Genomic DNA, 15,359 nt, shown 5'->3' on the forward strand with positions numbered 1-15,359 from the left:
TATTGGATCTTTAGCGCAGCAATCGACCACGCGATGCCGCGTGCGCTCAACCTCAGGCTGCCAGCTCCGCCGTCTCCCCGGGGACCTGCGCGGACACCTGCCGCAACGGCCTGCCCAACGTGACTCGCATTGCGGTAGTTGCCATTTCCACCATGCTGCGCCACTGGGCCGGAGCCAGTGCTACCGACCAGACAGTCTTGGTTGTGGGTTCTGTGAGAGTTTTACCGGCGATCCGATCGGCCAGCCAATCCAGGCTCAGCGGAGTCGAGAGCGGCAGCAGCGAGAAATGCTCGCTGAGCCGATCGCGCAGGTACCAGACCGCGGCGCCGGCCGCGCGATACCGCTCGACCTGACCGTCGATGCCCGCGATCGGAATGATCTGGTCACGCACCGGCTGCACCACCAGCACCGGGCAGGCCGGGGCGGAGTTGCCCAGGCGGATGTCGTCGAACATCGGCTCCAGGCTCGGCAGGATCTCGGAGAGCGGGCGATGCAGGTAGTCGTCCAGGTGGCGGCCGACCAGCAGCGGCAGCACCGCGATCGGGCCCAGGCTCTGCGCGCGCTCCAGCAGGCGATGGCCGGCCTCGGTGAGATCCGCGCGCATCACCTCGGCGAGTTGCGGATACACCCGGCGCAGCGCGGCGATCACGATGGCCGGGAAACCGGCGAAGGTGCCGCCGTTGAGGCTCAGGAACACCTCGCGCGGGTCACCGACCGGGGCGCCCAGCACCGCGCCGACGATATTCAGCTCGGGGGCGTACCGCGGGGCCATCTCGATCGCCCACGAACTGGCCATGCCGCCACCGGAATAGCCCCAGACGGCGACCTTGGTATCCGAGCGCAGGCTCATCGGCGCGAAGCGCAGGGCAGCGCGCACGCCGTCCAGCGCGCGGTAGCCGGGTTCGCGGGCCGCGCCGAAATTACCGTGCGGCCCTTCGTGATCCGCGATGCTGACCGCCCAGCCGCGGCGCAGAGCGCCGGCCACCAGCAGCCATTCCAGCTGGGTGATGGAGCCGGGCGCGAGCGCGCCGCGGCGCAGCGCGTAGGACGGCGCGCAGCGATCGGTGACCGCGTCCATCGCCGACTGGAAGGCCAGCAGCGGCCGATCCGGGTCCGGCTCAGCGCCTTTCGGCAGCAGCACGGTGGTGATCGCGACCTCGGGGCGGCCGTGCAGGTCGTTGGAGCGGTAGAGCAGCTGCCAGGCGGTGACCTGCTGCGGGACCACGCCGAACAGGGCCACCTCCACTTCGCGGCTGCGCAGGATGGTGCCGGGCGCGTGCGCGGCGAAACCGGCGGGGGCGCGCAGGAAGGGGTCGCGGCTGGGCGGCAGCGGGCGTTCGGGGCCGAAATCGGCGGCCTCGCCGGTGTGCGACCACGGATCGGACTGCCTTGCGGCATCCCGGTTCCGGCGCACGCTGTGCCCGATCGCGCTGAAGGCGATGCTGCCGGCCGTGCCGTGCACCGGGTGCAGCGGCGCGCAGGTCCCGCCGGAACGGCCATCGCCTTCCGCCGCGCCGTGATCGATGACGTCAGCGTCGACGCTCATCGCAACCTCCCTGCTCAGCTCGCGGGCAGGGGCCGGGACCTGATGGTGCCGAACGCTGACGCCGCGTATCGGCGCAACTGCCGACCGATTCCAAACGGTAGGTGAATCCGGGATATATGTGAAGAGGTGTTGCACCGAATTGTGCTGTCGCACAGGTGGACCGCGAACGCACAGTCACCCCTCACATCCGGTGAGCTGACCTGCGGTCATACCCGATCCGAATCTCCCGCACGGCCCGTCCGCGACCGTTAGGCTGCCGCTGTGCCGCCAGGGCGATCCCCGCGCATCCAGGTCACCGGCCGCGCCCGCGCGGGCAAAACCACCGTCCGAAGTGCGCTCTCCCTCATCTCCGCCGAGGAAACCCGGCCGCTCGACCAACCCGGGCAACCGAACCCGCCCCTGGACGCCGACGTACTCCTCTATGTCCTGCCCGGTTCCCTGCAACCGGCCGACCGCGCCGTCCTCGCCGCACTCCCACCCGACCGCACCCTTGTCCTGCTCAACAAAGCCGACACCATCGGAATCCACTGCCACGAAGCCGCGGAAACCGCCGAAACCTATTCCGCCACAGTGTCTCTCCCCGTCTACCCGATCATCGCCGACCTGGCCGCCCGCACCCGCTCCGGCATCCTCACCGACGCCGATCTGCGCACCCTGCACCGCCATCGGCACCGCACCGACCCCGCCTTCACCCTCACCCCCGACCTCTTCACCCATCCCGGCCTCGCCCCCGACGCCCCCGCCCGCCGCGCCCTGCTCGACCGCTGGGGCCTGTACGGCATCGCCTGCGCCCGCACCGCCCTCCGCCACGCCCCCACCCTCGATGCCCGCGCCCTCCGCCAAATCCTGCACTGCGCCAGCGGCATCGACCCCGTGCACCACCACCTGCACCGCCTCTACCAGGAAACAGCCGCCCGCTTGGCCGCCACCGAATGACGCGGAAATGGCTGCGCCCGGTGGCGGGTGGTGGCGCCAAGCCGCGAGCCCCGGCAGAACGAATCAGTAGTGGTGGACAGCGAGTTCGACGACGCGGCCCAGCCGGGTTTCCGAGGCCCGGCCGGTTCACTCGACCTGCCCGAACCCGTTCACCCGCAGCTGCGGGGTACGTCGATCGATCGGACCGCCGATCACGTGCCCTTCGCCTTGACCGGTGACTCGAGCCCGGTACCAGGTGAGACACGGAAGTCGCCGGGTGCTCTCGCGCAAGAACGGCCGGTCACCGAGGCCGCGGACGGGACCGACGGGGCAGCGGGCGTGGAACCTCGCACGGTGCAGCAGAAGCCGCGATCGAGTTCGGCGCCGGAGGCTGTGGATGAATGTGCAGAACCATCGCAGGGACCGATAAGCGCGGGCGGGCCGGTCGAGAGTGCCGGGTCCGGTGACGCTGTCACGATCGCGGGGCTCCCGGAGCGGGCCGCGGGGGTGGTCGCGCGGTGGAATCCACACGGGATGGAACTGCTGCGCGCGTTGGACACCGGTGGGGCGGGCCGCGGTGGGGAAGTGGCGCTGTTGGGAACCGGCGCGGAGGTGAACACGACACTGCTGCGGACCGAGCTTGCTCGATTCGCGCCGCACGTGGATGTCTGTGTCGGCGCGGCGAATCACGGGTTCGAAGTGGGTCCGGCGCGTAGGGAGCCGGGAGCGCATACCGGGCCGGAGCTGCCGGTGCCGGTGGCACTGGTGGTGCTGGAGGGTGGGGCGCCGATCGGGGCGGGACTGCTGGCCGTGCTCGCGGGCTTGATCGCGGACGGGACGCGGATCGTGTTCGCATTGGATGGGATTCACGCGCACGGTGAGTGGCAGGAGGTGCGCGGGCTCGATACCGAGTTGTTGCGCGCGGCCGGGCTGGCGGCCGAGATCGTGCCGGTGTCGGTGCGGATGGCGATGGTGGCGCGGGCGAACGGTGATGCGGCGCTGCTGGATCGGTCGGGGCTGGGGTTGTTGCACGCGCGGTTGGTGGCGGCGGTCGGGGCGGGTGCGGCGGCCGACCAGGTGGCGATCATGCGGGAACGGGTGCTCGCCGAGACACGGCGGCGGATCGGGGCCGAGCTGGAGAAATTGCGGACGGGGCGGGATGTGGCGGCCTTGCGCGAGGAGCGGGCGGCGCTGCTGGCGGTGGGGGACGGCGGGCGCGGAACGGCCGTGTCCACCTTGCGGAATCGGCTTCAGCTGGCGCGGGTGGATCTGCTGCATGAGACCGGGGCGCGGATTCGGGCGCTGAACGCCGCGGTGCGGGTGGAGTTGGAGCGGTTGCCGGCGCGCGAGCGGGCGGGGTTTCCGGCGCGTTTGCAGTGCTCAGTGGAGAAACTCACATATGAGATGGATCGCGCGGTGCGGCAGCGCGTCGGCGAGCTGTCGATGCAGCTCGATCAGGCGAAACACGCAGCGGCCGCGCTCCCGCCCACCGGGTCGAATTCGCGCCGCGGGGAGGCGATTCCGCGTCTGTCGCCGGAGGCGGCCGGAGCCTTCCCGGGGCCGGAGCCGGGCGGGCCGATGCGGCGAGCGCAGCCGCCACCGCGGGTGGGGGCGGATCCGGAACCGCGGCGACGGGGTGTCGAAGATCATTTGATGATCGCGGCGGGAGCGTCGGCCGGGCTCGGGGTGGGGCGCTTCGTGGTGGCTCCGCTGGCGTGGTGGGAAGCCCTCGACTACGCGATCATGCCGGTCAGTCTTCTCCTCGGTGTCGTGGTGGCGGGTTGGCTGGTGCGGGCGCGCGGGCAACTGGCTGAGCGTGCTCATTTACGGCAATGGGTGGCGGATGCGCTAGTCAATGTGAAGGCACAGCTGGAACAGCGGGTGGCGACGGCGCTGGTGGAGACCGAGGAACGGCTCACCGATCGGGTGGTGCGGGAGAGCGCCGCCTGCCTGGTCGAAACCGACCTTCGGGTAGGGGAATTGGAGGCGGAGCTGCGGTCGGCGGCGCAGCGGCGACCCGGCTTGACGGCGGCATGCGAACGTGACCTTGCCGCACTCGAATTCGCATAGCGGCTGGTCGGAGGTTTCGACCCGGTACCGACTGGACAACCCGATTCCATCCACCCGGATATATGGCGTTAACCTGTGTGGCAGGAACCTGGGCGTCCGCTTGGTCCTTGTACGCCGTCCATCCGGGGCGTGCTATCGGCAAGGCGGGTGGGTGCCTTGCCGCAATTGGTGGCACTCGGTGTCGGGATCCTCACGCCGTCGTGAGGTGACAAACAGCGAAGCCGCCCATCTCAGGAGAGTTTTCATGACCTCAGCGACCATTCCTGGTCTTCACGATGGCACCGCGCCCACCGAGCACAAGGAACTGCTTGCCTGGGTACAGGAGGTCGCAGAACTCACCCAGCCCGACCGCGTGGTCTGGGCGGATGGGTCCGAGGAGGAAGCGGTCCGCCTCTCCGAGCAGCTGGTCGCCGCCGGCACCTTCAAGAAGCTGAACGAGGCGAAGAAGCCGAACTCGTATCTCGCGCTCTCCGATCCCTCCGACGTCGCCCGCGTCGAATCGCGCACCTACATCTGCTCCAAGACCGAGGCCGACGCCGGCCCGACCAACAACTGGGTCGACCCGGCCGAGATGCGCGCCACCATGACCGAGCTGTACCGCGGCTCCATGAAGGGCCGCACCATGTACGTGGTGCCCTTCTGCATGGGCCCGCTGGGCGCCGAGGACCCCAAGCTGGGCGTCGAGATCACCGACTCCGAGTACGTCGTGGTCTCCATGCGCGTGATGACCCGCATGGGCGCCGCCGCGCTGGAGAAGCTCGGCACCGACGGCGCGTTCGTGAAGGCGCTGCACTCCGTGGGCGCCCCGCTCGCCGAGGGCCAGGCCGACGTGCCGTGGCCGTGCAACGACACCAAGTACATCACCCACTTCCCCGAGGACCGCGAGATCTGGTCCTACGGTTCGGGTTACGGCGGCAACGCGCTGCTGGGCAAGAAGTGCTACTCGCTGCGCATCGCCTCCGCGATGGCGCACGACGAGGGCTGGCTGGCCGAGCACATGCTGATCCTCAAGCTGATCTCGCCCGAGAACAAGAACTACTACGTGGCCGCCGCGTTCCCGTCGGCCTGTGGCAAGACCAACCTCGCCATGATCCAGCCGACCGTTCCGGGCTGGCGCGCCGAAACCCTCGGCGACGACATCGCGTGGATGCGCTTCGGCGAGGACGGCCGCCTCTACGCGGTCAACCCGGAGTTCGGTTTCTTCGGTGTCGCGCCCGGCACCAACCACTCCTCCAACCCCAACGCGATGGCCACCATCGATGCGGGCAACACGGTCTACACCAACGTGGCGCTCACCGATGACGGCGACGTGTGGTGGGAGGGCCTGGAGGGCCAGCCCGATCACCTGATCGACTGGAAGGGCAACGACTGGTACGAGCGTGAGTCGGAAACCCTCGCCGCGCACCCGAACTCGCGCTACTGCACCCCGATGTCGCAGTGCCCGACCCTGGCTCCGGAGTGGGACGACCCGCAGGGCGTGCCGATCTCGGCCATCCTGTTCGGCGGTCGCCGCAAGACCACGGTGCCGCTGGTGACCGAGTCCTTCGACTGGCAGCACGGCGTGTTCATGGGCGCCACCATGTCCTCCGAGCAGACCGCGGCCGCCGAGGGCAAGGTCGGCACCGTGCGCCGCGATCCGATGGCCATGCTGCCGTTCCTCGGCTACCACGTGGGCGACTACATGAGCCACTGGGTGTCGCTGGGCAAGAACGCCGACGCGAACAAGCTGCCGAAGATCTTCTACGTCAACTGGTTTCGCCGTGGCGCGGACGGCCGCTTCCTGTGGCCCGGATTCGGTGAGAACTCCCGCGTGCTGGAGTGGATCGTCGGCCGCATCGAAGGCACCGCCGAGGGTGAGGCCACCGCGATCGGCACCGTGCCGCACGCCGCCAACCTCGACCTGGAGGGCCTGGACGTCAACCCCGCCGACGTCGACGAGGCGCTCGTGGTCAACGTCGAGGAGTGGAAGCGCGAGATCCCGATGATCGAAGAGTGGTTCGAGTTCGTCGGCGACAAGCTGCCTTCCGGCATCCGCGACGAGTTCGAGGCCCTCAAAGAGCGTCTGGGATAAGTAGCCGCCAACGAACTAAGCCCGCCCGCACCATCGAGGTGCGAGCGGGCTTTTTCATCTGGTCAGACGGTCAGGGTCCGGGTGAGTACGCCCAGGCTTTCGGCGGATTCCGAGCCCGCGGCGGATAGGACGCCGACCGTGATGGCGACGGCGCTCCAGATGATGCTGGCGACGATGCCGGTGATCGCCATGCCGCGCCCGGATTCGCCGGTCTTCTTGATCTGGCCGAGCGAGATGAAGCCGAGGATGACGGGGAGCACGCAGAAGCCGAGCAGGCCGGTGACCAGGGTGACGATGGCGAGGGTGTTCTTCTTCGCGGCCGGGGCGGGGTAGTTCGGCTGGAGCGGCGGCTGGTAGTTCATGGCCGTAGTACAGCGGCCGGACCATGACTGAATCATGATCCGGCCGTGCGGGTTCGGGACTCAGCTGCCCATCGGCATGAGGAGCGACTTGGTCTCGCAGTAGGCCTCGAGGCCTTCGGGGCCGTTTTCCCGGCCTATGCCGGAGGTTTTGTAGCCGCCGAAGGGGGCGCAGGGGTCGAAGGCGTACCAGTTGATGGCGTAGGTGCCGGTGCGGACTCGGGCGGCGACGGCGGCGCCGTGTTCGATGTCGGTGGTCCAGACCGAGCCTGCGAGACCGTAATCCGAGTCGTTGGCGATGACTACCGCCTCGTCTTCGGTGTCGTAGGGGAGGACGGAGAGGACGGGGCCGAAGATCTCTTCGCGGGCGATGGTCATGCCGTTGTTAACGTCGGCGAAGACGGTGGGCTCGACGTACCAGCCGGGCAGGTCGGGGCGGCCGCCGCCCGAGATCAGCCGGGCGCCTTCGTCTTTGCCCTTGGTGATGTAGCCCTCGACGCGCTCGCGCTGCGCCTTGGAGATGAGCGGGCCGAGCTGGGCGGCGGGATCGTCGGGCAGGCCGACGGGGAAGAAGCCGATGGAAGCCTGTAGGGCGTCGAGGATTTCGTCGTAGCGGCTGCGGGGAGCGAGGATGCGGGTTTGGGCCACGCAGGCTTGGCCGGAGTTCATCAGACCGGCGAAGGCCAGCTTCGGCATGTCCTCGATATTCATGTCCGGCAACAGGATTGCCGCCGATTTGCCGCCCAGCTCCAGTGAGCAGCGCTTGAGCTGGCTGCCGGCGATCGCCGCGATCTTGCGGCCGACCGCGGTGCTGCCGGTGAAGGTGACCTTGTCGACGCCGGGATGCGAGACCAGGTATTCCGAGGCGTCGGCTTCGGCGGGGAGCACCGAGAGCACGCCCTCGGGCAGTCCGGCCTCGGCGAAGAGTTCGGCCAGCTTGTTGGCGGCCAGGGGGGTCAGCGGCGCGGGCTTGAGCACCACGGTGCAGCCGGCCAGCAGTGCGGGCGCGAGTTTGTTGACGGCCAGGAAGAGCGGCACGTTCCACGCGATCACCGCGGCGACCACGCCGACCGGTTCCCGCGATACGCGCGTGGTGCCGAACAGACCGGTACGGCTTTCGGTCCAGGGGAAGGCCTTACCGAGTCCGGCGTAGAAGTCGAGGGTGGCGCGGGCCGGCACGTAATTCAAGGTGCTGGCGGCCATGGTGGGCGCGCCCATTTCCGCGGAGAGCGCGCCGGTGATGTCGCCGGCTTTCTGATCGAGCAATTCCACCACGCGGGCGAGTAGCTGGGCGCGTTCCTCCGGCGGGGTGGCCGGCCACGGGCCGTGGTCGAAGGCCTGCCGGGCGGCGCCGACCGCGGCGTCGACGTCCGCGCGGGTGACAACGGGCACGCTGCCCACGGTTTCGAGGGTGGCGGGCGAGACGACGGTGAGGGTATCGCTGCTGGTGGGAGCGGTCCAGCGGCCGCCGATGAACAGGCTCTGGTAATCCATGAGAACACGTTACAGTTTTATGGGGATGGTTGTCTGGACTCAAGTCCGGATTCGCGTCCACTGAGCGGGACTCGGAAAATCGCGCGCCGGTAACCCGGTTCGCAATTCGGTTTGCCTATCGGTGGCTTATGCTCTGCGTGATTCTTGTTCCGCCGCCGATCTGGCCGGTTGCTCTAAATTAGCTATGGGTAATTTCTTGCCGCGACCGTTGGATAGCTCTGTCCGCGGTCGGCCGCTGGTTCGATACGCGAAAGGTAGGCGAATGGCATGACCGCTGTGGACATCGATCCTTTCCTGTTGCCGGAGATCGCTGGGCTCCCCCGGATATCGGCGACCACGCCGATGCATCGGGCCGCGGGCCAGTTGCAGCGGGCGCTGCCTCCGGGGTGGCGGGTGCAGGTGGTCGAGGGTCCGCGCGAGGCCGGCCGTTCGGGTCAGCCGGTGCTGCGGTTGGTCGTATCGGACATGTGAGGTCGCCGGAGCCGCTGGGGCGCAAGGGCTTCCGCATACCGCTGGCAAACCGGCAGCGTTCGGGAGGATCGAATCCCGACCTGTCGGTTCGCTTTTCGCGGAACGCACTATTGCATTCCGCAGTCGTAGCGAGCATGCTTTATAGCTACCTTGGATAGCTCGTTCGTTACAGGAACCGTTACCGCACAGGGGAGTCCGAGTCATGGCGGTGCAAGTCGTCGGCCGGTCACTGATGACCAGTGATCTCACGCCGCATCAGGCGAAAAGCGTGGGCATCGGCGGCTGGGTGGTGTCATTCCTGCCGGGGCGGACCCTCACCACCGAACAGGCCACGGCCGCTTTACAGGCCGCGGAAGCGGTTGCTGCGGTGAACGCGCTGGCCTGCCAGGTCGGGCTCACCGCCATGGAGACCGTGGGGCTGGCAACCCAGGAGTCACCTTGGTGCGAACCCGAACGCTCCGACGGTTTACGCCGATTCTGGCGTCGCGGCCGCCTCGAGCGCTGAGTCTCGATTCGGTTCGGCCGCAGCGCGTTTGGTGGCCACTACAACCAGATTGCTGACCAGCAGCTCACGCAGGCCGGGCACCCGCACCATCCACCAGGCCCACCACGGGTGATACCGCGGGAAGACCGCGAGGATCTCCACCTCGTCCGGGGTCGACTCCGCCCAGCGCAGGCCGTCCGCCGCGCGAACCGCGAAAAGTGAACGCCCGAAACGGTTCTTGGGCTCCCGGCCCTGCTTACGCGCGTACCGCCGCGCCGCGAACTCCCCGCCCAGGTAATGCCACGGCCCGGTCTCGTGCCCGCCGAACGGGCCCAGCCACACCGTGTACGAAAACACCATCAGCCCACCGGGTTTGGTGACGCGCAGCATCTCCTCGGCCATCACCCACGGCTGCGGGACGTGTTCGGCCACATTCGACGAGACGCAGACCTCGACGGCATCGTCCCGGAACGGCAGGGCCATCCCCGACCCGCGCACCGAACCCGCCACCCGCAGGCCCGCCGCGTGCATCTCCGAAGGATCCGGCTCCACCGGCACATACCGGGCGCCCGCGCGGCCGAACTCGTCCGCGAAATACCCGGGCCCGCCGCCCACATCCAGCACGATGGTCCCGCGCAGCGACCGTCCGGTCAGATCCCGGTAGAAATCCCCCACCAGCTCGGCCGTATCGGTGGCCACCCCGCCGTAGAAGATCGCCGGATCCGTCTGCTCGAACCGGAAACTCGACAGCAACCGCCACGACCGTCGCAGCGTCGCCCGCCCGGCGAATCGCGGGCGACGCCCGGCCCGGCGCGAAGCGATCTGTTCAGCTCGAAGCACGGCGGAAAGTCTCGCACAACCATCCCGCCCGACGCCGCCCACCCGAACTCTCGCGCCACCCCACCCCACCCGGCCCCGTCGCGGCGTGGCGAGCGCCGCGCCGCGGACTCGAACGTGATGCCGCCGGGGCGGGTCGGGTGCGCGGTGGCCGGCAACTGCGGGGCGATTGCAACGGGTCGGATGACCACTTGGGGTGTCGGGGTCGACGTGGGGCTATAGGGTGGAGCCCATTGTCCGTCGAACGTCATCGTGAACCCTGGAGATCCGCCCGTGCGTGAAGTGCTGCTGCTGTGCTGGCGCGACACCGGGCATCCGCAGGGCGGGGGCAGCGAGCGCTACCTGGAACAGGTGGGGGCGCAGCTGGCGGCGCGGGGCGTGAAGGTCACCTTGCGGACCGCGCGGTATCCGGGGGCGGCCAAGCGGGAACGGGTCGACGGGATCGAGATCAGTCGCGCGGGCGGGCGGTACACGGTGTATCCGCGGGCGCTGGCGGCCATCGCGCTGGGGCGGGTCGGGATCGGGCCGTTGCGCGGCGTCCGGCCGGACGCGGTGATCGACACCCAGAACGGGATCCCCTTCTTCGCGCGCGCGGCGAGCAGTGCGCCGACGGTGCTGCTGGTGCATCACGGGCATCGGGAGCAGTGGCCGGTCGCGGGCAAGCTGGTCGGGCGCATCGGCTGGTGGATCGAATCGCGGCTCTCGCCGCGGGTGCATCGCGGGAATCAGTATCTGACGGTGTCGCTGCCGTCGGCCGAGGAGTTGACCGCGCTCGGGGTCGAGGGATCGCGGATTGCCGTGGTGCGCAACGGGGCCGAACCCGTGCCCGCGCACGTACCCGCCGGTGACGATGCCACCCGCACGTCGCACCCCAGCATCGTGGTGCTGTCGCGACTGGTGCCGCACAAGCAGATCGAAGACGCCATGGCGGCGGTCGCCGGGCTGCGCGAGCGCATTCCGGACCTGCATCTCGATGTGATCGGCGGCGGGTGGTGGGCCGACAATCTGCGCGACCACGCCCGCGAACTCGGCATCGCCGACGCGGTCACCTTCCACGGCCACGTCGACGAGGACCGCAAGCATCAGCTGCTGTCCCGGGCCTGGGTGCATGTGCTGCCCTCCCGCAAGGAGGGCTGGGGGCTCGCGGTCATCGAGGCGGCGCAGCACGGCGTGCCGACCATCGGCTACCGCAGCTCACGGGGGCTCACCGACTCCATCGTCGACGGCGTTACCGGCATCCTGGTCGATGATGCCGCGCAGCTCACCGCCGCCGCCGGCGATCTGCTCGCCGACCACGAGGCGCGTACCGAACTCGGCGAGAAGGCGCGCATGCGGGCTCGTGAATTCTCCTGGGAGCAAACCGGAATCGGCGTCCACCAGGTGCTGTCCGCGGTCGCGCGCGGTGAGCGCGTCTCCGGTCTGGTCGCCCTCGCACCCGCGAATCAGCCCTAGCCGCTTTCTCTTTCGATTCCCCGCCGACCGGTTCCCGCCGCTCGTACGCTCCTATCCGTGTGGATAATCGCCGTAATCGCGGCAGTCAGCGTCGTCGTCATCGCGATCGGGTTCGCCCTGGGTTTCCCGCGCGACTGATCCGCGTATCCCTCGAATGCCATGCGGCGGCGAGCATTCCGCTGATCAGCAAGGCCGCCCAGAGCAGATGCGCCGCCCCGGAGATTCGGCGATCCGCGGCGGAGGCGTCGTGATCCGCGATCGCTCCCGGCACCCGATACAGTCGTAGTTCCCGATCCGCATACACCGGAATCAACTGGTCCAGAGTGGTTTTCGATTCCCCGACCGGACCTGGCGTGCCGCCCTCCATCAGTACCCAGCCGACGCCGAGCTCACCCAGACGCGCCGCCGAGCCGCCGTGCAGCAGCACCTGCTCCGCCTCGCGGGCGCGCGTCCCCTCCCCGGCCACCGAGCCACCCGCTACCGGTAGCTCGCCGGTCTGCAATACGTCCCGGCGCAGCATGCGCGGGGCGGGGTCCAGTACCGGAGCCTTCCCCGAATACCGGAACTTGCGGAACATCCCGCCGGGCAGCACCGCCACATCGCCTGGTGCATCGACTATTTCGGCAACCCGAGCCCACCCGGCCGGATACTGCACCGGGCGCAGCGCTCCGCCCACGCCCCACGCCAGATCGGGCAGCGCGATGGCCAGCAGAACGACGAACCCCGCTGCCACCCCGGCGGTTCGACTACTTCCGCCCGACCGCGCCTCGGTCCCACTCAGGCCGGCCGCGCGTGCCTGCCGGGCCGAAATCCATTCGCCTACAACCCGGCATCCCGCAGCCGCACACAATGCGTATCCGGGTATCGCCAGCGCTACGAACTTCTGCGTATCGCGAAACAGCCCGGCTCCCGGCACCTTCGTCACCAAGAATTCGCCCGCAGCCAACCCCCACCCGGTCGCGCCGAGGGCGGGTATCACCACCGCGATGAGGGCCAAGCCCAGCAGCATGCGGCGAGCGTGCGGGTTCGGGTCCGCAGCTGGCCGGTGATCCGTGCCGGATGAGTTTCGGAGCACCACGCCCGAATCGGAAGGGCCAGTGGCGATGCCGGATGCGGCCAGCGTGTCACCCGGCTCGGCCGGCTGAAACACCCGCGGGTGGGAGCCTGCCGTGCCCATGACCGCCCGCACGCCGGTGGCGACGACGGCCAGCAGAAGCAAGGTCCCGATCGCCGCGAAGAAGGTGGTACGCGACCCCGGCACCGCCGTCGAATTCCAGATTCCGCCCAGCCCGGCCAAACTGCCGACGGTGCCCAGCCAGGGTTCCGCGCGCGCCGCGAAAGCCGCCACGCCCGCCGGATCCGAGGTCTGCGCCGCGCTACCCGCGAGCGCGGTCGCCGCCAGCCAGGGAGCGGATGTCAGTACCCATAGTGCCAGCGCGCCAACAAGATTCCGCCGACCTACCAGCAGCGCCAAAACGCAGCCCGCGAGTAGCGAACCCGTCGGCGTCAGACCCGCGGCCGCTAGCAAGCCACCCAGCGCCGCCCACATCCACCAGTCGCGCTGGGCCGAAATATGCTGCGCGCCAGCCTGATCGTCAGCGCCTCGAACTGCGGCAGCGGCGTCTTGCTCTCCTCTCCTGGCGGTGCCCTCAGCAGGGCCGCAATCCTGCTGAGGCTTCTTGCTGCCGGTGACAGTCGCATTCACGTCGTTCGTGGACTGTTCGTCGATTGCGCTCTCGATCGCCCGGCGGGGGCGTCGTAAGCGGTTGGCCAGCAGGGCGATCCAGGGGAGGGCGGCATAGCCGGTGAGCAGGCTCCAGTGGCCTTGCAGGAGGCGTTCGGCGACGTAGGGGTTCCAGATGGCGACGGTGGCGGCGGCGAGCTGCGGTGCGAGGGTGACGTCCAGCAGTTCCCGGGCGAGGCGGGCCGCGCCCCAGCCCGCCAGCCAGATCGCGGCCAGGAGAATGGCTTTCACCAGGAGGCCGCCGTCGATCACGGTGGAGAGGGTGGCGATGAGGGCGTCCTGCGGGACGGCGCGCGGGGCGGCATCGCCGAGACCGAGAGCGGAGTCGGTGAGGTAGGAGCGGGGGGTGCTGACGGCGTCGCGGAGCAGCAGATAGCCGGGGGAAAGCAGGGGACCGAGCACCAGCAAGGCCAGGATCAGGCTGTATCCGGCGGGGATCAGCCTGGTCCAGCGCCGTTCGCGGGGCTCGTTCACACCGGCACCCTATGTTCCGGCCGGGCCGGAATCGGGGATGCTGGAAGCGGTTTCGTCGTCGTCGCGGGCGGTGCGCAGCACCAGGGCGGCGATGATGAGCGTGGTCGCGGCCGAGGTGACGGTGGCGATGACGATCAGGCTCGTCACCGAATGCGCACAGGTCAGCATGGTGGCGACGCCGATCGCGAGTCCGATCCAGGTGATCGCTGCGGGGGCGGTGCGATCGGCGGCGATCGCGGACAGCAGCGCCCCCTGAAGCACCGCGAGCAGCGCACCGTTCAACGCGAACACCCACAAAAGTCCTTGGATCGGCGCGTAATCCTGCCCGGCGAACAGCGGGGCCAGCGGAGCCGCCACCGCCGCACCCGCCACGGCCAACGCCCCGATGCCCGTGAGCACCGCCAACGCCGACCGCACCGCACGCGCGGAATGCCGAGGCTGCGCCATCCGCGGATAAAGCACCACCCCCACGGCCTGCGGCAACCAGAACGCGATCTTCGCCGCGATCGCCCCCAGCGCATATCGCCCAGCATCGTTCTCGCCGAGCACGATCCGCGACACGATCAGATCCGCCGACGACATAGCCATCAACGCCGCCTGCACCTGCGCGGCCCGGAAGACCGGCAGCACCTCGGCGGCATAGGTTCTCGCGCCCGCACGCGCCGTGCTTGCACCGGGCTGGATTGCGTCGCCGCGCTGGTTTCGGGCGCGCCACCACCCGCCGGCGGGCCGGCCGGCCCCGCCTGCGACTGGAAAAACATGGTCCTGTCCGATACCGGCTGAGTCAGTTTGTTCGCCGAGGTCGTGCACCCCGGAACCGGGATCACCCGCCCTCCGAACAGGATTCGCGCTTTCCGCGAGGTCGTCGATACGCCGCGCCCCGGCCGCGGCCACGGCAATGCCGATCGCGGCAGCCCACAAGGCGGCGGTGGTGCCACCGCCCGCCGCCAGCACGGCGATCGCCGGGGTGACGCGTGCGATTCCGGCACCGCCGAGCACCCAGGCCAAGCCGCGGAATCGGCTGTGGCCTTGCAGGATTCCCTGTTCGCCGGAGAGCAGGACCAGGACGGGGGCAGCGATCAAAGCTCCGGCAGCGGCCGCCACGCTGACCTTCAGGACCGCGCTCACCAAAGGAATCAGCGGCAAGGCGATCACCGCCACCAGCCCCGCGCACCGCCACGCCAGCCGCCGGGCCGCCGCGACGGGCGCGCCCAGCACGATCTCGCGCGCGACCACATTCTGCAAAGCCAACGCCGGCACCGCACACAGCAACTGCACCGCCAGCAGACTGGCGAACGGGCTGTACCCCGAAACCCCCAGCCACCGGCTGGCCAGCAATTGCAGCAGATAACCAGCCACATTCGCCGTCATAGCCCCCGCCGTCACCAGGGTCAGGTCCGCGACCACGGGCAGACGGCGTACAACAGACACGCCCGCAATGC

Annotated in this window: 12 protein-coding genes; 6 read left to right on the forward strand and 6 right to left on the reverse strand. The window is 69.4% G+C overall.

Annotation, left to right across the window (positions count from 1 at the left end; genetic code table 11):
- Positions 1–52 precede the first annotated feature (52 nt).
- Positions 53–1,546, reverse strand: a complete 1,494-nt coding sequence (locus NI1_RS36310) for a lipase family protein (RefSeq protein WP_084524244.1) — start codon at positions 1,544–1,546, stop codon at positions 53–55.
- A 261-nt stretch (positions 1,547–1,807) separates the two neighbouring features.
- Between NI1_RS36310 and NI1_RS36315 the strand changes: the two genes are divergently transcribed.
- The 3 genes from NI1_RS36315 (at position 1,808) to NI1_RS36325 (ending at position 6,602) form a co-directional block, all read left to right on the forward strand.
- A complete protein-coding gene (locus NI1_RS36315; protein WP_067830827.1) occupies positions 1,808–2,482 on the forward strand; it encodes a tRNA modification GTPase in 675 nt (224 codons plus the stop codon).
- A gap of 513 nt (positions 2,483–2,995) precedes the next feature.
- Positions 2,996–4,531 carry a hypothetical protein gene (locus NI1_RS36320; RefSeq protein ID WP_067830951.1) on the forward strand — a complete coding sequence of 512 codons (1,536 nt, stop codon included), beginning with the start codon at positions 2,996–2,998 and terminating at the stop codon, positions 4,529–4,531.
- Between the two features lie 244 nt (positions 4,532–4,775).
- Positions 4,776–6,602: a phosphoenolpyruvate carboxykinase (GTP) gene (locus NI1_RS36325; protein ID WP_067830830.1), complete on the forward strand. Its 1,827-nt coding sequence runs from the start codon at positions 4,776–4,778 to the stop codon at positions 6,600–6,602.
- 62 nt (positions 6,603–6,664) lie between these two features.
- On the opposite strand, the gene NI1_RS36330 is transcribed toward NI1_RS36325, so the two are convergent.
- Both NI1_RS36330 and NI1_RS36335 read right to left on the reverse strand, forming a co-directional pair.
- The gene (locus tag NI1_RS36330) at positions 6,665–6,964 is read right to left on the reverse strand and encodes a DUF4190 domain-containing protein (RefSeq protein WP_067830834.1); all 300 of its coding nucleotides are present in this window, start codon (positions 6,962–6,964) and stop codon (positions 6,665–6,667) included.
- Positions 6,965–7,024: 60 nt separating this feature from the next.
- On the reverse strand, positions 7,025–8,455 hold the full coding sequence (locus NI1_RS36335) for an aldehyde dehydrogenase (protein ID WP_067830837.1): 1,431 nt from the start codon (positions 8,453–8,455) through the stop codon (positions 7,025–7,027).
- A 267-nt stretch (positions 8,456–8,722) separates the two neighbouring features.
- Between NI1_RS36335 and NI1_RS36340 the strand changes: the two genes are divergently transcribed.
- On the forward strand, positions 8,723–8,926 hold the full coding sequence (locus tag NI1_RS36340) for a hypothetical protein (RefSeq protein ID WP_067830840.1): 204 nt from the start codon (positions 8,723–8,725) through the stop codon (positions 8,924–8,926).
- 202 nt (positions 8,927–9,128) lie between these two features.
- Positions 9,129–9,431, forward strand: a complete 303-nt coding sequence (locus NI1_RS36345; RefSeq protein WP_067830843.1) for a hypothetical protein — start codon at positions 9,129–9,131, stop codon at positions 9,429–9,431.
- Here the strand turns inward: NI1_RS36345 and NI1_RS36350 are convergent.
- On the reverse strand, positions 9,393–10,250 hold the full coding sequence (locus NI1_RS36350) for a class I SAM-dependent methyltransferase (protein WP_084524246.1): 858 nt from the start codon (positions 10,248–10,250) through the stop codon (positions 9,393–9,395). The genes NI1_RS36345 and NI1_RS36350 overlap by 39 nt on opposite strands.
- Positions 10,251–10,520: 270 nt before the next feature.
- Between NI1_RS36350 and NI1_RS36355 the strand changes: the two genes are divergently transcribed.
- Positions 10,521–11,699, forward strand: coding sequence for a glycosyltransferase family 4 protein (locus tag NI1_RS36355; RefSeq protein ID WP_067830845.1), 1,179 nt, complete (start codon positions 10,521–10,523; stop codon positions 11,697–11,699).
- 97 nt (positions 11,700–11,796) lie between these two features.
- Here NI1_RS36355 and NI1_RS39725 read toward each other — a convergent pair whose 3' ends face one another.
- Positions 11,797–13,917, reverse strand: a complete 2,121-nt coding sequence (locus tag NI1_RS39725; RefSeq protein WP_067830847.1) for an MmpA family trehalose lipid delivery protein — start codon at positions 13,915–13,917, stop codon at positions 11,797–11,799.
- Positions 13,918–13,926: 9 nt separating this feature from the next.
- Entirely contained in the window at positions 13,927–15,348 is a 1,422-nt protein-coding gene (locus NI1_RS36365; protein WP_067830850.1) for a polysaccharide biosynthesis protein, read from the reverse strand.
- Between the last annotated feature and the right edge of the window lie 11 nt (positions 15,349–15,359).

The sequence above is a fragment of the Nocardia inohanensis NBRC 100128 genome, from assembly GCF_001612945.1.
Classification (GTDB): Bacteria; Actinomycetota; Actinomycetes; order Mycobacteriales; family Mycobacteriaceae; genus Nocardia; species Nocardia inohanensis.

Excerpts from the sequence above, each read along its gene's own strand:
- NI1_RS36345 (WP_067830843.1), top strand. The coding sequence starts at position 9,129 with ATGGCGGTGCAAGTCGTCGGCCGGTCACTGATGACCAGTGATCTCACG.
- NI1_RS36330 (WP_067830834.1), bottom strand. The coding sequence starts at position 6,964 with ATGAACTACCAGCCGCCGCTCCAGCCGAACTACCCCGCCCCGGCCGCG.
- NI1_RS36340 (WP_067830840.1), top strand. The coding sequence starts at position 8,723 with ATGACCGCTGTGGACATCGATCCTTTCCTGTTGCCGGAGATCGCTGGG.
- NI1_RS36335 (WP_067830837.1), bottom strand. The coding sequence starts at position 8,455 with ATGGATTACCAGAGCCTGTTCATCGGCGGCCGCTGGACCGCTCCCACC.
- NI1_RS36310 (WP_084524244.1), bottom strand. The coding sequence starts at position 1,546 with ATGAGCGTCGACGCTGACGTCATCGATCACGGCGCGGCGGAAGGCGAT.
- NI1_RS36325 (WP_067830830.1), top strand. The coding sequence starts at position 4,776 with ATGACCTCAGCGACCATTCCTGGTCTTCACGATGGCACCGCGCCCACC.
- NI1_RS36320 (WP_067830951.1), top strand. The coding sequence starts at position 2,996 with ATGGAACTGCTGCGCGCGTTGGACACCGGTGGGGCGGGCCGCGGTGGG.